The 20,620-nt window shown below is 32.2% G+C and carries 15 protein-coding genes; 9 read left to right on the forward strand and 6 right to left on the reverse strand.

What is annotated here, in order from left to right; translation table 11 throughout:
- Positions 1-11: 11 nt before the first annotated feature.
- A complete protein-coding gene (locus ABNT22_RS12710) occupies positions 12-1,187 on the reverse strand; it encodes a GlmU family protein (protein WP_348713730.1) in 1,176 nt (391 codons plus the stop codon).
- 101 nt (positions 1,188-1,288) lie between these two features.
- Here ABNT22_RS12710 and ABNT22_RS12715 point away from each other — a divergent pair, with 101 nt between their 5' ends.
- The 3 genes from ABNT22_RS12715 to ABNT22_RS12725 are packed head-to-tail and all read left to right on the forward strand — an operon-like array spanning position 1,289 to position 2,906.
- Entirely contained in the window at positions 1,289-1,675 is a 387-nt protein-coding gene (locus ABNT22_RS12715) for a 6-phosphogluconate dehydrogenase (RefSeq protein ID WP_348713732.1), read from the forward strand.
- Positions 1,665-2,210 (forward strand): acyl-CoA thioesterase, encoded by a 546-nt coding sequence (locus ABNT22_RS12720; RefSeq protein WP_348713898.1) that lies wholly within the window; start codon positions 1,665-1,667, stop codon positions 2,208-2,210. The genes ABNT22_RS12715 and ABNT22_RS12720 overlap by 11 nt, the downstream gene beginning before the upstream one ends.
- Positions 2,211-2,213: 3 nt before the next feature.
- Positions 2,214-2,906 carry a cyclase family protein gene (locus ABNT22_RS12725; protein ID WP_348713734.1) on the forward strand — a complete coding sequence of 231 codons (693 nt, stop codon included), beginning with the start codon at positions 2,214-2,216 and terminating at the stop codon, positions 2,904-2,906.
- A 38-nt stretch (positions 2,907-2,944) separates the two neighbouring features.
- Here ABNT22_RS12725 and ABNT22_RS12730 read toward each other — a convergent pair whose 3' ends face one another.
- From ABNT22_RS12730 to rpmH, 5 genes are all read right to left on the reverse strand, one after another.
- Positions 2,945-3,772: a DUF4249 family protein gene (locus tag ABNT22_RS12730; RefSeq protein WP_348713736.1), complete on the reverse strand. Its 828-nt coding sequence runs from the start codon at positions 3,770-3,772 to the stop codon at positions 2,945-2,947.
- A gap of 52 nt (positions 3,773-3,824) precedes the next feature.
- Positions 3,825-6,194, reverse strand: coding sequence for a TonB-dependent receptor (locus ABNT22_RS12735; protein ID WP_348727109.1), 2,370 nt, complete (start codon positions 6,192-6,194; stop codon positions 3,825-3,827).
- A gap of 161 nt (positions 6,195-6,355) precedes the next feature.
- A complete protein-coding gene (locus ABNT22_RS12740) occupies positions 6,356-7,264 on the reverse strand; it encodes a LytTR family DNA-binding domain-containing protein (protein WP_348713740.1) in 909 nt (302 codons plus the stop codon).
- Between the two features lie 130 nt (positions 7,265-7,394).
- Positions 7,395-10,247 carry a carbamoyl-phosphate synthase large subunit gene (gene carB / locus ABNT22_RS12745; RefSeq protein ID WP_348713742.1) on the reverse strand — a complete coding sequence of 951 codons (2,853 nt, stop codon included), beginning with the start codon at positions 10,245-10,247 and terminating at the stop codon, positions 7,395-7,397.
- A gap of 104 nt (positions 10,248-10,351) precedes the next feature.
- Positions 10,352-10,513: a 50S ribosomal protein L34 gene (rpmH, locus tag ABNT22_RS12750; RefSeq protein WP_088352940.1), complete on the reverse strand. Its 162-nt coding sequence runs from the start codon at positions 10,511-10,513 to the stop codon at positions 10,352-10,354.
- A 230-nt stretch (positions 10,514-10,743) separates the two neighbouring features.
- Between rpmH and ABNT22_RS12755 the strand changes: the two genes are divergently transcribed.
- From ABNT22_RS12755 to ABNT22_RS12780, 6 genes are all read left to right on the forward strand, one after another.
- The gene (locus ABNT22_RS12755) at positions 10,744-12,357 is read left to right on the forward strand and encodes a CTP synthase (RefSeq protein ID WP_348713745.1); all 1,614 of its coding nucleotides are present in this window, start codon (positions 10,744-10,746) and stop codon (positions 12,355-12,357) included.
- A gap of 189 nt (positions 12,358-12,546) precedes the next feature.
- Positions 12,547-14,424 carry a membrane protein insertase YidC gene (yidC, locus tag ABNT22_RS12760; protein WP_348713747.1) on the forward strand — a complete coding sequence of 626 codons (1,878 nt, stop codon included), beginning with the start codon at positions 12,547-12,549 and terminating at the stop codon, positions 14,422-14,424.
- Positions 14,425-14,540: 116 nt separating this feature from the next.
- Entirely contained in the window at positions 14,541-15,560 is a 1,020-nt protein-coding gene (locus ABNT22_RS12765; protein WP_348713749.1) for a helix-turn-helix domain-containing protein, read from the forward strand.
- Between the two features lie 298 nt (positions 15,561-15,858).
- Positions 15,859-16,641: a glycosyltransferase gene (locus ABNT22_RS12770; RefSeq protein WP_348713751.1), complete on the forward strand. Its 783-nt coding sequence runs from the start codon at positions 15,859-15,861 to the stop codon at positions 16,639-16,641.
- On the forward strand, positions 16,622-18,034 hold the full coding sequence (locus tag ABNT22_RS12775; RefSeq protein WP_348713753.1) for a glycosyltransferase family 39 protein: 1,413 nt from the start codon (positions 16,622-16,624) through the stop codon (positions 18,032-18,034). The genes ABNT22_RS12770 and ABNT22_RS12775 overlap by 20 nt, the downstream gene beginning before the upstream one ends.
- Before the next feature lie 91 nt (positions 18,035-18,125).
- Positions 18,126-20,585 carry a TonB-dependent receptor domain-containing protein gene (locus ABNT22_RS12780; RefSeq protein ID WP_348713755.1) on the forward strand — a complete coding sequence of 820 codons (2,460 nt, stop codon included), beginning with the start codon at positions 18,126-18,128 and terminating at the stop codon, positions 20,583-20,585.
- Positions 20,586-20,620: the final 35 nt, after the last annotated feature.

Below are 20,620 nucleotides of genomic sequence, written 5' to 3' on the forward strand. Positions count from 1 at the left end.
TGAGGCTTTTTTTAATAGTTTCTATATTGTTTTGTCTCTTCAAAAACATGTTCCAAAATTCGTTGTTCCTTTTCATCAAATTCTATATTTCGACGTCTCATTACAACCTCAGCTACTTCAAATACTTTATTGGTTTTATACTCGGTAAATCCAGAAGCTCCTCCCCAACTAAATGAAGGAACAAAGTTTCTTGGGAATCCACTACCAAAAATATTAGCTGACACTCCAACTACCGTACCTGTATTAAACATGGTATTAATTCCACATTTAGAATGGTCTCCCATCATTAATCCGCAGAATTGTAATCCAGTTTTTGCAAAACGTCCTGATTGATAATCCCATAAACGAACCTCTGCGTAATTATTCTTTAAATTTGAATTATTGGTATCTGCTCCTAAATTACACCATTCCCCCAGAACTGAGTTTCCTAAGAATCCGTCGTGCCCTTTGTTAGAATACCCCATTAAGACCGAATTATTCACCTCTCCTCCTACTTTACAATAAGGCCCTAGCGTGGTTGCTCCGTATATTTTTGCTCCCAGCTTCAACACTGAATTTTCGCACATTGCCAACGCTCCTCTTACTACAACACCTTCCATAATCTCTGCTCCTTTTCCTATATAAATTGGCCCTGTAGATGCGTTTAATGTTGCAAAGGTAAGTTTAGCTCCTTCCTCAACAAAAATATCTTCTCTATTGATACAGTTTACTGTTTCAGGTATTGGTGCCGATTTTCTTCCTTCTGTAATTAAATCGAAGTCAGCACGAATTACTTTATCATTCATTGAAAAAATATCCCATGTATTTTTTACTTGTAAGATATCATCTTCAAACTCAATTTCTTCATACGTTGTAAAATCGACCTCTTCTTGTGTATCTGTTGTATAAAAGGCAATTACATCTTCTCCTTTAAAAATAGCTTGATTTGGTCCTAAATTCTTAACAGCCTCAATTAATGACTTTGTTGGTAAAAAAGACGCATTTAATAATACATTTTCCTCCATCTCAACCATTGGATACTTTTCCTCTAAGTACTCTTCGGTAACTGTAGTGGTTGTATATCCTAAAAATCGCTCCCATTTTTCACGAATCGTTAAAATTCCAATTCTTATGTCAGCTACGGGTTTTGTATAGGTAAATGGTAATAATGCGTTACGTACATCACCATCAAATAAGATATAATTCATAGTTTCTATTTTCTAGTATAGCAAACTTACCAATTTCCATTCATTTTACAAGTCAAAATATTAATCTTACATTTGTTTAAGCTTAAAATAAATATTGTTTTATGAAGAAAATTTTAGCGTTAATACTTGTAGTTATTACCTTGATTGCCGCGCTGTACTATTCTTTTATCTATTTTATTCCTTATAGTGAAGGAGTTCGATCTGGAGAATTGATTAAGATTAGTTATAAGGGAGTTCTTGTAAAAACTTGGGAAGGAGAAATTAGCCAAGGTATTTCTGGTGCACAAATCTTTTCTTTTTCTGTAGAAGATAAAGAAGAACAAGTGATTAACGATTTACAAAAGTTTCAAGGAAGGTATGTAAAAGTACATTACAAAGAACGCTTTGGAACGTTTTTTTGGTTAGGTGATACCAAATATTTTATTACCAAAGTAGAAAAAGAACAATCTCCTCATTTCAGAGGTGTTACGAAAGATGATGATGAATAACTTTAAAAGTATAAAAGACACTCGCATTACCATTTCTGAATTAATGCTTCCATCACATGCTAACTTTAGTGGAAAAATTCATGGAGGTTACATTTTAAATTTAATGGATCAAATTGCTTTTGCTTGTGCGTCCAAACACTCTGGAACCTATTGTGTTACTGCCTCAGTGGATACCGTAAATTTTATCAACCCTATAGAAGTTGGTGAACTTGTTACCATGCGGGCTTCTATTAATTATGTCGGTAATACTTCTATGGTCGTTGGAATTCGTGTTGAATCTCAAAACATTCAAACTGGAAAAGTAAAACATTGCAATTCTTCTTATTTTACGATGGTTGCTAAAGATGGACTTGGAAACAATTCTAAAGTACCTGGAATTATTATTAGTAACGACAATGAAATGCGAAGGTTTCTAGAAGCTATTCATAGAAATGAAACTAAAAAGAATCGCCTTATAGATTTTGATAGCGAGAATTTCTCTCCAAAAGACCACATGAAAGAATTGGAAAATTACAACGTAAAAATTGCTTTGTAGTTCATGCCCGAAATTATTGATTTAAGTCAGGAAATTTTTGATGGAATGCCTGTTTACAAAAGTCTTCCTCAAGTAAAAATGAGCGTACATAACACCCATGAAGAATGGGACGGTATTGAAAACCCAACAACGCAAACTCCCGCTGTTTATAAATTAGAACTAGGAGAACATACCGGTACTCATGTAGATGCTATTAACCACATGGCGGCTAAGCACAAAGGAAAATCTATAGACACCATGCCGCTATCTATGTTCTATACAGAAGGGATTTGCTTAGATTTTTCTCATAAAAGGTTACAAGAATTGATTAGCTCTGAAGAAGTTAAAGACGCTTTAACCAAAGAAAACTTAACTATTAACAAGGGAGACACCGTACTGCTGTATACCAATCATTATAACAAGCATTTCAATACTAAAAACTGGGGAAAAGGACCTGGAATAACTATTGAATGTGCTCAGTGGCTTGGTGAGCAAGAAATAGCAGCTTTTGGAGTGGAAACAATGTCGCCCGGAGTTCCTAAAATTTCCAATAAGGAAGTGCATCATATCTGTGGGGATATGGGATTTACACATTACGAAAATATGATTAACCTTGACAAATTAATTGGCAGAGGACGTTTTAGATTTATTGCTTTGCCTTTAAAAATAAGAGGAGGTACTGGCTCTCCTGTAAGAGCTGTGGCTATTTTTGAATAAAAACCGAAGTGTAATAACACTTCGGTCAACTATATCTTTTAATTAATCTCATATTCAGTATTTACAGTCTCACTTAATCTGAAGTACCCCAATACCTCTTCACCTGGATCACTTACATTAAAACAATTCCCTTTTAAGCGCGCAGGAGTTGTCTGAAAAGGTCCACCTTCTCCTAGTTGTTCTATCAACAAGTCTAAATAATTATAATAACGCTGTGAAATTCCCTGAAAACTAAGGATAACATTTGTCCCTTTTTGCAAATTATCATCTTGATACTCCATAAAGTTTTGATTCCCATCTGTAAATTCATCCTTTAAAGTTTCAAAATCAGGAATGGCTATATTAGATGCTTTAAATACCCCTAAATAATAATTAGCAATATTAACAGGATCATCAAAATATACCTTTAATCGAATCTCCTCATCTCCACCAAACGAAGAAACTACTTCTTGCTCTATATTTACTATTTCAACAACAGAAACGAGTGTCTCTGAAGCATTATATGTACGACCTTCATATACTATTTCTAAATCATATGTATCATTTAAAACTGGATTAAAGGAGTTTGTGCTATATTCTCCATTATTCTGATGTACAAATGAAAAAACTTCTCCAGTAGTACTATTGGTAATAGTTACTGCCGCAGCAGTAACTGGTTCGTTTGAATTATTAGAAAAATACTCTGAAGATGTACTAAGCTTAATCGTTTGATTTGTTCCTGAAGTACCCTTTTCCCATAAGATTGAGGCTTCTACTACTAATCTCTCTCCAGCGTTTGGAACAGTTACATCTACTACTTTTGTGCAAGACGTAAAAACACCTATAACAACTAGTATTACTATTGATTTTATTGCGGTTTTAAACATAATCTATTTTTAGTTTAATTACTTGATATTTTATATAAACACTCTAGGGATTTTAGAACTTAAAATTATAACTCACTGAAGGAACAATTCCGAATATTGAGGTTTGTGTAGCTTCATTTAATCCCGATGTTGAATTCTGACCGAAGCTTATAGATGCTGCATTTTGCCTGTTGTATACGTTATAAATACTAAAAACCCACTCTCCTTTCCATTTTCTATTTTTATTCTTTCTTGGTGTTAAAGTAGCCGAAATATCTAAACGATGATACGCCGGTAATCTACTCGCATTTCTTTCTCCATAAGTTGGTACAGACAACCCTTGATATTGGAATTGACCATTTGGATACGTTACTGGCCTCCCTGTTTGGAAGGCAAAATTTCCTCCAAAACTCCACTTTTCATTTAACTTATAACTTCCTGTAAATGAAAAATCATGTGTACGATCATAGGCTGTATTGTACCAATTTCCATTGTTTATACCAAGACCTCCTGAATTATTCCCTGGTGTTCTTTGTTGTGCTTTAGATAATGTATATGAAATCCATCCGGTAAAATCTCCTTTGTTTTTTCTGAGTAAAAGCTCCGCCCCATAGGATCTCATTTCCCCAATTAGAATTTCTCTCTCTATGTTATTCTGTGCTATTAAATCTGCCCCATCAACATAATCTATACGATTGTTTACCGTTTTATAGTACCCCTCTATTTCGAAAGAATACATATTCTCTCGAAAATTCCTAAAGTATCCTATCGCATATTGATCTGCTAATTGAGGTTTTACAAATTTTCCACTTGGAGCCCATACATCTAGAGGAGTTGCTGAAGTTGTATTTGATATTAAATGTAAATATTGCGCTGTTCTGTTATAGCTAGTTTTAATAGATGATTTGTCATTTAATTGATAAGAAAGTGCAAATCTAGGTTCAAAATTCCCAAAAGAAGCTATCGTTTCACCACTTGCGTAAGCAGTTTCTCCTATAGCTACTGCTCTTTCATATATTCCTAGCTGGGTATTATATACTACAGGTAAATCATTCTCATACTCATTGAGTGTTTGACTTCCTAAACGATGAAACGTGCTAAAACGTACTCCATACATTGCTGTTAACTTATCTGATACTTTGTGCTCTAAACTCGTATAAACTCCTCCTTCCAAAGCAAACTTTTGATCTAGTTTTCTAGGGTTGATTCCAGAACTTTCATTTAAAGGATTCAACTCTCCTGGATTGAAGCGATAGTAAATTCCACTTGCTCCAAAATTGAATTTCATTTTATCATTAAGATAATAACCAATATCATATTTTACATTATAATTACTGATGTCAGATTTCCAATCTAACCCTGTTATATCTAATTGTAAGCCATAATTATACCTGCTATATATCAATGATAAGTTTGCAAATAATTTTTCATTGAAAATATGATTCCATCTCAAGTTTCCAGTCAAGTTTCCATAAGAGTTTGAAAATCTTTTAGATAAACTAAAATTATCTTGTCCTAAATACCCCGATAAAAACAATCTATTTTTATCGTTGATTTTATAATTAGTTTTAAAATTAACATCATAAAAATTGGCACTATTTTTATTATCGGTTAACTTTAAAAATAAATGAGCATAGAAGGCTCTCCCAGCCAATAAAAAAGAACCTTTATCATTAAATGCAGGGCCTTCAACTGTTAATCTACTAGAAATGGCCCCAACACCTCCTGTAAATGCTAATTCTTTACTATTTCCTTCTTTTTGTCGAATATCCAAAACCGAAGAAACTCGTCCTCCAAATTGCGCAGGAATACCACCTTTATATAATTTAATATCTTTAATAGCATCACTGTTAAAAACGGAAAAAAAACCAAATAAATGTGATGAGTTATAAATAATTGCTTCATCTAGAAGTACTAAATTTTGATCCTCTGCTCCTCCTCTAACATTAAATCCAGATGCTCCTTCTCCCGAATTTGTTACCCCAGGAAGAAGTTGTATGGATTTTATAATATCTACTTCCCCCATTACAGCGGGTATCTGTTTTATTGTTTTAGTAGATAGTTTTGTAACACTCATTTGTGGCGTTCGTAGATTTGTCTTTTTTGAACCATCCGTTGTAATTATAACTTCTTCCAATTGGGAAGTATCTTCTTTAAGTTCAAAATTTAACTTTACATTTTCCATTAAAGACACTTCTTTCTCAATTGTTGAATAGCCTAAATAAGATATCAAGAGTGTATAATCTCCTTTTACAACAGTTAATGAATAGAAACCATATTCGTTTGTTGATACCCCTAAATTAGTTCCTTTGATGAGAATAGTTGCTCCAGACAAAGTTTCCCCATTTGTTTTGTCCTTTAATATTCCACTAATGGTAATTTTTTCTTGAGAGAACCCATAGAAAGACCCCAAAAGCAAAACATATAGAATGAATTTCTTCATAAGTTTTAAATTGGTTTTTAATTAATTTTTCTTCAAAACTAACGAGAAGCCCCTCTTCGTATTGGTTATGTTTACTGGGGTTGGTGCGAAAAAACCTTTTTAGGTGCGAAAAGCTTTAGATTAACTTTTCTTTAAGAGAATGGAAAGTAACAAGAATAATATTAATACAACGACAGCTTTGTTTTAATATCTTTTAAATAAGTTTTTGAAACTGGAATTTTGATTAATTTTTCTGTTCCCAAAATCAAAATTGGCTTTTGATTAATGTATCGTAAGCTTACAATATTTAACATATTTACAGCATAAGAACGATGACATTTAATTATCGAAGGAAAATCTTCCAACTCTTTCAATGCTTTTGAAAATCGTGTTCTGACACTTTGTTCAAGTAATCGTTCATTTTTTAGATACTGGATAGATATATACTGGTTCTGCGATTCAATAGCATAAATTGCATTCATTGGAACAGTTAACTTACACTCATTCTTTTCATCTAAAAATTTTACAAGAGCTTCATTTCCCGATGCTATTTTATAATGATTTTCAACCGTTCTTAAATCACTCTCTATTTCTTTTTTATTTTCTTGCAATTGCTTTATATAATTATAAATCAGTGTTCCCATTACTGGATAAAGTAAAACGATTGACAAACTAAAAAAAATCTCTAATGACTGTAATATCACTTCATCAAAAAAATCTTGCCAATTTTTAATATCTTCTTCTAGAACAATAACATCTACAAAAGTTATAATTGTAACTATTAACGATACATCTATAAAAAACCATTTTAAAAGATACTTAATCGTGTACTTCTTTTTAGAATACTTATTTCTAATGATAAATTGACTCAATGATAGCACCACGAAAATAATAGTGGCAAAAATGAATACAACCAATACATAATGTACTAGAGAGTGATTATGTTCCTTAGCTCCATTTAAAATACCAAAAGGACGATAAATCAGTAAGAAAAGAATAAAGAACAACGTACAACTAATTACATATTGCCATTTTTCTTTTTTAGAGTTGCATAACTGGAAGGGAATATTGACAAATTGCTTTATTTTCATTGGTTAAGTTTGGGAATTACATTAACGGATATAAAACTAAAAAAATTGCGTTTTCAACTAGTTAAATTGTTCCCAATAAAAATCCCCAAAGGGGTTTCCTTTGGGGATTATCTGTTTTATAATAATCTTTCTATTTACTCAAGTACATTTTACGTCTTGAATATAGATCATAGAACGTATCATCTCTTAACGAATCAATAAATAAAATACTTTCTCCTGTAGACTTCATCTCTGGTCCTAGTTTCTTATTCACATTCGGGAACTTGTTAAACGAGAATACTGGTTGCTTAATTGCAAACCCTTCTAATTGAGGATTGAAATCAAAATCAGTTACTTTCTTCTCTCCTAGCATTACTTTCGTAGCATAGTTTACATAAGGCTCTTTGTATGCCTTTGCAATAAATGGTACTGTACGAGAGGCTCTTGGGTTTGCTTCAATAATGTATACTTTATCATCTTTAATAGCAAACTGGATATTTATCAATCCTTTTGTTTTTAATGCCAACGCAATTGTTTTTGTATACTCTCTAATTTGCTCTAAAACCAATTCTCCTAAGTTAAAGGCTGGCAATGTTGCGTTTGAATCTCCTGAGTGTACTCCACATGGTTCAATATGCTCCATGATTCCTATGATATATACATTTTCTCCGTCACAAATAGCATCTGCCTCTGCTTCAATTGCTCCTTCTAAGTAATGATCTAACAATAACTTGTTATTTGGAATCTTACGTAACAAATCTACTACGTGCTCTAATAACTCTTCTTTATTGATTACAATCTTCATTCCTTGCCCTCCTAACACATATGATGGACGCACTAATATTGGGAAATCTAGCTCATCTGCTAATTTCAATGCTTCATCTGCTGTAGATGCTACACCAAACTCTGGATAAGGAATATTATTATCTTTTAATAAGGTTGAGAAACTTCCTCTATCTTCTGCTAAATCTAAGGCCTCATAACTTGTTCCGATAATAGGAATTCCATAACGGTCTAATTTCTCAGCTAATTTTAAAGCCGTTTGCCCTCCTAACTGTACAATAACTCCTTCTGGTTTTTCATGCTTGATAATATCGTAGATATGTTCCCAGAATACTGGTTCAAAGTATAATTTATCCGCAGTATCAAAATCAGTAGAAACTGTTTCTGGATTACAGTTAATCATAATAGTTTCATAACCTGACTCTTTAGCGGCATATACCCCATGTACACAACAATAATCAAATTCTATTCCTTGCCCAATACGGTTAGGTCCAGAACCAAGTACTATAATTTTCTTTTTATCGGTTACAACACTCTCATTTGCTGGTAACTTCTCTCCATCAGCAGTTTCAACCTCATTTTCAAAAGTTGAATAATAATATGGCGTTTGTGCCTTAAACTCAGCTGCACAAGTATCTACTAACTTGTAAACACGCTTTATCTTTAACTCTTCACGCTTTTTATATACTTCACTCTCTAAACACCCTAACATATGTGCAATCTGACGATCTCCATATCCTTTTTGCTTAGCTTCTAATAATAACTCTCTATCTAAAGTATCAATAGTATACGTAGAGATTTCTTTCTCTAACTGGAACAACTCCTCGTATTGTTTTAAATACCACATATCAATCTTTGTGATATCATAAATCTTACTTAAAGGAATTCCCATTGCAATAGCATCGTAGATTGCAAAAACACGATCCCAACTTGCATAGGTTAACTTTTCAATAATTTGGTTATAATCTTTATATCCTTTTCCGTCAGCTCCTAAACCATTACGTTTAATTTCTAACGATTGCGTAGCTTTGTGTAACGCTTCTTGAAAAGAACGTCCAATTCCCATTACTTCACCCACCGCCTTCATTTGTAATCCTAAAGTTCTATCAGAGCCTTCAAATTTATCAAAGTTCCAACGTGGAATTTTTACAATAACATAATCTAATGTTGGCTCAAATAATGCCGAAGTAGATTTCGTAATTTGATTATCTAATTCATCTAAAGTATATCCGATAGCTAATTTTGCAGCAATCTTAGCAATTGGATATCCAGTTGCTTTAGATGCTAATGCTGATGAACGAGATACACGTGGGTTAATTTCAATTGCAATAATATCTTCTTTCTCATCTGGAGAAACTGCGAACTGAACATTACATCCTCCTGCAAATTCACCAATAGAACGCATCATTTTAATTGCCATATCACGCATTTTCTGATAGGTTTTATCAGAAAGTGTCATTGCTGGAGCAACTGTAATTGAATCTCCAGTATGGATTCCCATAGGATCCATATTTTCGATAGAACAGATAATTACAACGTTATCGTTATCATCTCGTAATAATTCTAACTCATACTCTTTCCATCCCATCATAGCCTTATCAATCATTACTTCATGAATAGGAGAAATTTCTAATCCTCTCGATAATGATTTTTCAAATTCAGCTTCATCATATACAATTGAGGCACCGGCACCACCTAAAGTAAAGGATGCTCTAATACATAATGGAAAACCAAACTCTTGTGCAATTTCTTTACCTTTTAAGAACGAAGTAGCAGTAGCTTGAGGAGCCATCGGCACATCTATTTCTTCCATTAACAAACGGAACTTATCTCTATCTTCCGTAATGTTAATTGCATCAATATCTACCCCAATAATTTCTACTCCAAAATCTTTCCAAATTCCTTTCTCATCTGCTTCAATACACAAGTTTAATGCTGTTTGTCCTCCCATAGTAGGTAAAACTGCATCAATTTGCGGATGTTCTTTTAAAATTTGAATAATCGATTTTGTATTTAAAGGCAATAAATACACATGATCTGCCATCGAAGGGTCGGTCATAATCGTTGCTGGATTCGAATTAATTAAAATTGTTTCGATTCCATCTTCTCTTAATGAACGTAATGCTTGTGATCCTGAGTAGTCAAATTCACATGCTTGACCAATTACGATAGGTCCAGATCCAATAATTAAAATTGATTTAAGGTCTTGTCTTTTAGGCATTTTTAATAGTGTGTTGTGTGTTTTTTGTAAAAATATAAATTGAATAGGTATAAAAAAAGGTGTTACTATAAAAAAGTAACACCTTTATTTAATGACTAACATCATTATCTTTTATGTCTTGTTTCAGAAGAAACAGATATTTTCTTTCTTCCTTTTGCTCTTCTTCTTGCTAATACTTTACGACCATTAGCAGAAGCCATTCTTTCTCTGAAACCATGTTTGTTTCTTCTCTTACGTTTCGATGGTTGGTACGTTCTTTTTGGCATTTCTAAATTTTTTAAATGTCTTGTTTATTAATTTAACTGCTTTCGTGAAATTCCGTCTGCTAAAAGCGTGGGCAAATATACAACAGTTTTTTAGTCTGACAAATCCATTTTTTATTTTTTTTCATTATTTTTTTTCATGAAAGAAAATCGCTGCAATATACTCTATTTTTTATTTTTTTTATTTGTTCGTATTGGCAGACTTCTTACTTTTGCCCAAACCTAACAACACCATGAACAACACTAAATATGTCTTTGTAACTGGAGGCGTAACTTCATCCTTAGGAAAAGGAATTATAGCAGCATCTTTAGCTAAATTATTACAACAAAGAGGCTACTCAGTAACCATTCAAAAATTAGACCCATATATTAACATAGACCCAGGAACATTAAATCCTTATGAACATGGAGAATGTTATGTTACTGACGATGGTGCTGAAACTGATTTAGATTTAGGTCATTACGAACGTTTTTTAAATATTCCTACTTCTCAGGCTAATAATGTAACTACTGGTAGGATTTATCAATCGGTAATTAACAAAGAGCGTAAAGGAGAGTTTTTAGGTAAAACGGTGCAAGTAATTCCGCATATTACTGATGAAATTAAACACAGAATTCAAATTCTTGGTAATACAGGTGATTATGATATTGTAATTACAGAAATTGGAGGAACTGTAGGTGATATTGAATCACTTCCTTACATAGAATCTGTACGTCAATTACAATGGGAGTTAGGAGAACACAATGCTATCGTTATTCATTTAACTTTAGTTCCTTATTTAGCTGCTGCAGGTGAATTGAAAACAAAACCTACACAGCACTCCGTAAAAATGTTAATGCAAAGTGGTGTTAGTCCTAATATTTTAGTGTGTAGATCTGAACATGAAATATCTGACGACATTAAGCGTAAACTAGCATTGTTTTGTAATGTTAAAAAAGAAAACGTTGTACAGTCTTTAGATGCTGAAACCATTTATGATGTTCCTAATTTGATGTTCAAAGAAGGATTAGATTATGTGGTTTTAGATAAATTGAACTTATCAACTAGAAAACAACCTAAGTTAACCGCTTGGAATAAATTTTTAGAAAAGCATAAAAATCCAACTTCTACGATAGAAATCGGTTTAGTTGGTAAATATGTAGAATTACACGATTCTTATAAATCAATAACAGAAGCCTTCATTCATGCTGGTGCTGCCAACAAAACAAAAGTAAATGTTCGTTGGATACATTCTGAAGAATTAACGCCAGATAATGCTGCATCAATGTTAGAAGGTTTAAACGGAGTTTTGGTTGCTCCTGGTTTTGGAGACAGAGGTATTGAAGGTAAAATTGCTGCAGTACAATATGTTCGTGAAAACAACATTCCGTTCTTAGGGATTTGTTTAGGAATGCAAATGGCTGTTATTGAATATTCACGTAACATTCTTGGATTGAAGGACGCCAATTCTACAGAAATGAATCCTAAAGTTAAGCACCCCGTTATTAACTTAATGGAAGAACAAAAAGATATTACCGATAAAGGTGGAACAATGCGTTTAGGTGCTTGGGATTGTCAAATAACTCAAGATTCTAAAGTTTTTGAAGCATATAAATCGGAGTTAATTAGCGAGCGTCACCGCCATCGTTATGAATTTAACAATGTATATAAAGAACAAATTGAAGAAGCTGGTATGAAAACAACAGGTATTAATCCAGATACTGGATTGGTTGAGATTGTAGAAATACCTTCTCACCCATGGTTTGTTGGAGTTCAGTACCACCCTGAATATAAAAGTACAGTGCTAAATCCACATCCTTTATTTGTTAATTTTGTAAAGGCTTCATTAAAGCACTCAAAAAAATAAAAACAAATCCTGCCTTTTGCAGGATTTTTTGTTTTTCCAAGAAAAACGGAACACCCTTTGAACTATATCCTATCAGTTAAATTAATCGTAGTAAAACCCATTAATTTATAGCTTGTTTTACTACCTTTGTCGGGTTTTCTCAATAAAAGAAAACGCATACTGACAAGTTGACATTTATAAAATATATCAATGGAACAAAAAAATTTTGATTTTAAATCCTTTATAGGAATGTTATTAATTGGTCTAGTCTTTTTTTGGTGGACCAATAACTCTAAAGAAGAAGTACCTACCGAAGAAACTACTACCGAACAGGTAACATCAGCACCAACGACTACAGAAACAACAGCAAGTGAAGCATTCATCGAAAATGATTCTTTACGTGCTATTGCTTTAAAAAATAAATTAGGAGCTTTTGCTTTTAGTGCTTTACAAACAAAACAAGAAACAAAAGTTTTAGAAAACGACGTTTTAAAACTTACTATTGATACAAAAGGAGGACAAATTGTTGAAGCTTTGATTAAAAATCAACAAACTTATGACTCTTTGCCTTTATATTTAATTAAAGACAAAAACGCCTCTTTTAATATTAATTTTGGAACTACTGATAACAGAATTTTAAATACGAAAGATTTACTATTTGAACCTTCTTATACTGAAAATGGAGAAAACAAGATACTTTCTATGAAGTTAAAAGTATCTGACAGTCAATTTTTGGAGTATCGTTATGAAATGAAACCTAACGATTATAGAGTTGGATTTGCAGTTCGTTCACAAGGATTAAGTACTGTTATTAATAGTTCACAACAAATCAACTTAGACTGGAACTTAAAAGGGTATAGACATGAAAAAAGTCAAAAGACTGAAAACATGTATACCTATTACTACTATAAAACAGATGATGAAGTAGAGTATTTAAATCCAAATGACTCTGAAGTTGTGAGTGATGTTGATTGGGTTGCTTACAAACAACATTTCTTTAGTTCTGTTTTAATGAGTGATACTCCTTTTAATGGAGCAACTGTTACTTCTACTGATTTTAAAGGAGAAGATGTAGACTCTGTTTACATGAAAACTTTTGCTTTAAAAACTCCTTTACAATTAATGAATGGAGAATTAAATTATAACATGGAATGGTTCTACGGACCTTCTAACTATAATTTATTAAAAACATATAAAGGAACCGATTTAGCAGAAATTAGTGATTTAGGTTGGGGAATTTTTGGTTTCTTAAACCGAACTATTTTCTACCCTGTATTTAACATGTTAAAAGGATTCATTGGAAACTTTGGACTCATCATTATTTTAATGACAATTGTAGTTCGTATTATCATGTCTCCAGTTTTATATAAATCGTATGTTTCTAGTGCTAAGATGAAAGTTATTCGTCCAGAAATGGAAGCGATTAACAAAAAGTATCCTGGAAATGAGAATGCAATGAAACGTCAACAAGAAATCATGGCGGTGCAACGAAAAGCAGGTGTTAGTATGATGTCTGGTTGTATCCCAGCACTATTACAAATGCCGGTATTCTTTGCTTTATTTAAGTTCTTCCCAACGAATTTCGATTTACGTCAAAAGAGTTTCTTATGGGCTAATGATTTATCTTCTTACGATATTGTTGCTAAACTTCCATTCAAGATTCCTTTCTATGGAGATCACGTAAGTTTATTTCCAATTTTAGCTTCTGTTGCTATTTTCTTTTATATGAAGATGAACCAGAGTCAACAAGCAAATATGCAAGCCCCTCCACAAGAAGGTATGCCAGATATGAGTAAAATGATGAAGTATATGATTTACTTCTCTCCTATCATGATGTTATTCTTCTTTAACAACTATGCAAGTGGATTAAGTTTATATTATTTCATCTCTAACTTACTTACCATCACAATTATGTTTGTAATTAAGAATTATGTAATCGATGAGGCTAAAATTCATGCTAAAATTGAAGAAAACAAAAAGAAACCTGTAAAGAAGAGTAAATTTAGAGAGCGTTTAGATGCTGCAATGAAACAAGCTCAAGAACAACAAGCTGCTCAACAAAAAGCTAAGACTAAAAATAAAAAATAAGCTATAATAGATATTCTATATCGAATCCCAAATCTTAATTGATTTGGGATTTTTTTAACGTATAAATTACAAAATATAATAACTATTTCAACGTTTGGAAGTACTAAACACTTCATATGCTTAGAACTATCCAAATAGTGGCTATACTACAAGGAATCTTTTTACTTTTCATTCTATCTCAACGTAAAAAAGTATATAAAAAAGTAAACTTTTGGCTCCTTTTTGCTGCTATTAGTTCGGTTATATTGTTTGTTATCGGAGATGATGATTATAACTTATTTGTAAAGAATTCTAATTGGTTTTTGTTTCACGAACCCCTAATCATAACTTTTTTCTTTTTATTAGTTCGTTATTACAAATCCGATAAAGATAGTTTTGCTAATAATGATTTTCTTTTTTTCCTTCCATACATATTAAACTTACTTTTAAATTTTTCAGAAGAGGTTCCAATACTTGCAGACCATATGATTATACTAATATTTGATGGATTGCTAGAGTTTGTTTTTATGGGAATGATTTTATATACTTTGTATGATATTGTAAAAAGAAAAAAGGAAAGCTGGCTCTTGTTTTTTATAGCTCCTTTGGCCTTTGTGTTTATAATTGGAGAATTCACCTATTTCATTACTAATTCACACGATACACCTTACTTTTTAGAAAGCTACGGGCTTATACTTACTTCTATATTCCTATTTTACTTGGTACTTTATAAACTCATTATAACTCCTAAAGATGTATTACCACAAGTTGGAGGCTGTAAATACAAATCTTCAAATTTGAATGAACTTTCAATTACTCATTTGAAAACGGCAATTCATCATTTAATTGTTGAAAAAAAATGGTATCGAAATCAAAAGTTGACCGTTAATGAAGTAGCGAAAGAATTAGGTGTACCTAGACAACAAATATCAGAAGTTTTGAATGTGCATATGCAAACCGGATTCCAAGATTTTCTAAACAAATATCGCGTTGAAGAATTTATAATATGCCTTCAAAATGAAACTTATAAAAGTTATACTCTTTTGGCTATTGCCAATGAAGTTGGATTTAGTTCTAAATCATCTTTTAATACTACGTTTAAAAAACTAACAGGTATCACTCCTAGCCAGTATAAAAAGGAATTAATGCTTTCTTAAATTATCTTAAAACAATACATCTACACCTATAAAAACCGTTCAGAATTCGAATTCTGAACGGTTTTTATTTCAAAATACATTTTCACAAACAATTAAAAAACAGCAAATTAACACTCGCTAGACTCAAATCAGTGTATAAAACGTATTCTGAACCTACTTTATTTTTAAACAGTTTACACTCCCTTTACTTTTGATTTAAAGTTCTTCTATATTTTTCAAATTCTAGAGAACATTTTGTTTAAATCAACTTTAATTCCTTTTAAAAATACGTGAACATAATTACTCTAAAAACAATAAAATGAATACAACTTTTAATTTGGCAATTGTAATTCCTTGTTACAATGAAGCACAAAGACTTAGAGTAGCAAAATATAAGAGCTTCCTAAAAAAATACTCCAATACCGTTATTTGTTTTGTAAATGATGGAAGTACCGATGACACCTATACCGTCCTAGAAAGTATTAGAACTGAATACCCATCCCAAGTATCAGTTTTAAATCAACCCAAAAATCTCGGTAAAGCAGAAGCTGTAAGAGCTGGAGTTTTACATTGCGGCAAAGAGTTTTATGCTGAAAAAATAGGTTATTTGGATGCCGATTTATCCACTTCCTTAGAAGAATGCTATCATATGAGTACAAACCTATCCTCTACTACTTATTTTGTTTTTGGATCTCGAATTGCAAAACTAGACAGTACTATAAACAGGAAACAATACAGGTTTTTAATAGGACGATGTATTGCTACATTAATCTCTCGGCAGTTACAATTAAAAATATATGACACTCAATGTGGCTGCAAAATTTTCAAACAATCCTTAGGTATGCTCTTATTTCAAGAGAGATTTATTTCTAAGTGGTTATTTGATGTTGAACTTTTTCATCGCTTAATCGCAATTTATGGAAGGAAGAATTTAAAAACCATTGCCAAAGAAATTCCTCTACAATCTTGGTGTGACACAGATGATTCAAAAGTTCCATTTAGCTATTTCTTTAAGCTTTGGACAGATTTAAGAAATATAGGAAGTACCTATAAGCGCTCAAACTCTCAATCTACTTTACCACATGAAACAATTCTTGAATAAAAAAACATTCTTTGGGTATGCTGTTCTTGGTTTACTATTGTTAAGGTCTTATTTAAATGCCGTACTTCCATTAATGGATAAAACCGAAGCTCGTTATGCCGAAATAGCTAGAATAATGGCTGAGACAAATAACTGGATTACTCCACAAATAGATTACGGCATCCCTTTTTGGGCCAAACCTCCTCTATCTACTTGGCTATCTGCATTGAGTATATCTTTATTTGGAGATAATGAATTTTCTGTAAGACTTCCTTATTTAATATTAGCTTTAGCCATAATCCTATTAGTTGGAAAATACGGTAAGAGAGCTCAACTTTCTTATTTCTTTCCTGCTTTTATCTTACTAACAATTCCTGAGTTCTTATTGCATGCTGGTGTAGTATCTACAGATACTGCTTTAGCCTTTTGTGTAGCCTTAACCATGCTTAGCTTTTGGGAAGCTATCCAAGAAAATGCCAAGTGGTATTGGAAATATCTCATTTTTGTAGGATTAGGGTTTGGTCTTTTGGCCAAAGGTCCTATTGTTGGCATTCTTACTCTTCCTCCTATTATCATCTGGTTGGCTTTACATAAAAAACTTTTATTTGCACTTAAAAAAACCCCAATTATCCTAGGCATATTAATCATCTTGTGTATTGCTCTACCTTGGTATTTATTAGCTGAAAAGAATACTCCTGGTTTTATAGATTATTTTATCGTAGGGGAACATTTTAAACGTTTCTTTGACTCTAGTTGGTCTGGAGACAAATATGGATTTCCTAAATCACAACCATTAGGAATGGTTTGGATATTTTTACTGTTTTTTGCTTTAAAATGGATTCAAGTAGTACTGTATAAAGTTTGGCAAAAACGAAAAACTATAAAAAAACACCCATGGATAAGCTTTTTACTCCTTTGGTTACTTTGGACTCCTTTCTTTTTTACCTTTTCAAAAAGTCTAATACATCCATATATTCTGCCAGTAATGGTTCCTATTGCTCTATTAATAACCCATTGGTTTAGTTCTTTTAACCGTAAAAAAACACTTATTAATATAGCGCTAGTTTTTCCAATACTCTCGCTATTTATAATCGTACCTGCTAACTTTCTTGGTTGCACAAAATACTTTGCTCCAACAGACAAATATTTAATTTTTAATAGTTCACCAATAAAGGGAAAACTATTCCATTTAAAATCCAAAAGTTATTCAAGTCAATTTTATTCAAAAGGTAATATAGAAAGTATTTCCATTCCTAAATTAGAACAAACAATTCAACAGAATGAAGATTCTTTCAAGGTTATTATTCCCAACAAAACGTTCCACAAAATATCTTTAGAGACTAGAAAAAAACTGCAACCTCTTGATAAAAATCACAAAAAGGGTATTTATGCTTTTTTCAAGTCAAAAAGTTAACGTTTTATTTAACACTCTTTTAACAAAGAAGGTTTAAACCTCTACGGAAATTTGCAGTCCTACTAGTTTAATCGAACAATTAACAATTTTAATGAAACATCTAACTATACTGCTACTTTTAATTTGTAGTGTAACCTTTGCACAAAGACCAAATTTCAAAGGAAAAAACATACCAAAAATTACACTAACTGGTAAAGTGGTAGAGACCAATTCGAAACAAGCTTTAGAATATGCTACGATAGTTTTAACGCATGTAAAAAGCAAAAGAGTAACCGGAGGTGTAACGGATATTCAAGGAAATTTTTCAATAGAAATTCCAAAGGGAAAATACAATATCAAAGTAGAGTTTATTGGTTTTAAAACAAAAAACTTAACCCCAAGGGTCTTTTCAGAAAACACCAATTTAGGAACCGTAACACTTTCTGAGGACACCGAAACTTTAGACGAAGTAGAAATCATTGCAGAAAAATCAACTGTTGAAATACGTTTAGATAAGAAAATCTATAATGTAGGTAAAGACATGACTGTAAAAGGAGGAAATGCTTCTGACGTTTTAGACAATGTACCCTCTGTAAATGTTGATGCTGAAGGAGCTGTTAGTCTACGCGGAAATGAGAACGTACGTATTTTAATCGATGGAAAACCATCAGCGCTTGTTGGCTTAAATGGTACCGATGCTTTAAGAAACCTTCCTGCAGAAGCTATTGAAAAAGTAGAAGTAATCACCTCTCCTTCTGCCCGATATGATGCCGAAGGTACTGCGGGTATTTTAAATATTATTCTTAGAAAAGGAAAAATTACTGGATTTAATGGTTCGGTAAATCTTACCGTTGGTAATCCAGACCAACTGGCTATAGCTCCTAATTTAAACTATCGTACTAAAAAGATTAACCTATTTTCAAACTTTGGGTACTCTTATAGAAAAGGTCCAGGAAATTCTTTTTCTAAATTTTCTTACTTAGGAGATGACGCTATTGTTGATAGTACTCAAACAGAAGACAGAACCTTTAACAGAAAAAACAAGAACTTTAATGCTTCTTTAGGATTAGAATACTATTTAACTAAGAACAGCTCTATTACAGGGTCTTTCTTTTACCGTGATTCTAATGGAGATGACATTGCTACAAATATTACAGACAGATATCTATTTGAAGATCCTAATCAAGCATTACTCAATGAAACACGTATAGAAAATGAGGAGGAAGATGGTACCGACAAACAATATTCTTTAAATTACACGAATAACTTTGACGGTAAAGGACAAAAACTAACTATTGATCTACAATATGGTGAAAGTGATGAAACAGAAAATGCTCCAATTACCACCAATGGAGTTCTTACAGAGAATAACTCTCAAATCACAAGTTCTACAGATAAACTTTTACAAATAGATTATGTTTTACCACTAGGTGAAAAAAGTCAGTTTGAAATTGGTCACAAGACTACTTTACAAGATTTAAATTCAGATTTTAGAGTACGTATTTTAGATCCTAACAACAGTTTTGATCCTTCAAATGCCATTAACTTTAAACAAAATATTTATGCATTTTACACCCAATTTGGAAGTAAAATAAACAAGTTTTCATACTTATTAGGGTTAAGAACTGAAATTACAGATATCGACTTAGATGTAATTACAACCAATCAAACTTCTGATAAAAATTTCACTGAATGGTTTCCTACAGTAAACCTTGGATATGAGTTAAACGATAATGAAAATATTACACTTGGGTATAGCAGAAGGTTAAGAAGACCTCGTCATTGGTTTTTAAATCCTTTTGAAAGCAGAAGCTCTGCTACCAATATTTTTAGAGGAAATCCTGATTTGACTCCAACATTTACAAGTTCATTTGATTTAGGATACAACACAAAAATTAATAAATTTAATTTAGGTGCATCTGTATATTATCAAATTTCTACAGATTTAATACGACCTGTTTCAATTACAGAAGTGAGAAATGGAACAAATGTATTTATTCGACAACCAATTAATCTGAATGACGAAAAAAGATATGGTTTTGAATTTACAACCAACTATACTCCCGCTAAATGGGCAAGATTCTCTGCATCTTTTAATTACTTTAAGTTTAATACAGATCCTTTTACTTATGTATATACCGCTTCTAATGGAGATCAAATAACTACCATTTTAGATGAAGTTAATGAAAGTAGCTGGTTTACACGTTTCAATTCAAGAATTACATTGCCTGCTAAAATTCAATGGCAAACACGTATTATGTATCGTGGACCTCAGGCCAATGCACAATCCGATAGAGATGGAATATTTGTTACGAACTTATCATTTAGCAAAGACATTTTTAAAGATAAAGCTTCATTGGTATTAAACGTTAGTGATGTATTCAATTCTCGTAAACGTCAAAGTACTACGTATTTTGGTAGTAGAGAAAATCCTACAACCCTTTCTACAGGAGAGTTTCAGTGGAGAGAACGTCAAATATCATTAAGTTTTACGTATCGATTCAATCAAAAGAAAAAACGCGAACGATCTCGTAGAGAATTCGATGGTGGTGGTGAAGAATTTGGTGGATAATAAAAATTAGAGGGAGTAATTATACTTCCTCTTTT

It is taken from the genome of Tenacibaculum sp. 190130A14a, from assembly GCF_964048965.1.
GTDB classification, from domain to species: domain Bacteria; phylum Bacteroidota; class Bacteroidia; order Flavobacteriales; family Flavobacteriaceae; genus Polaribacter; species Polaribacter polynesiense.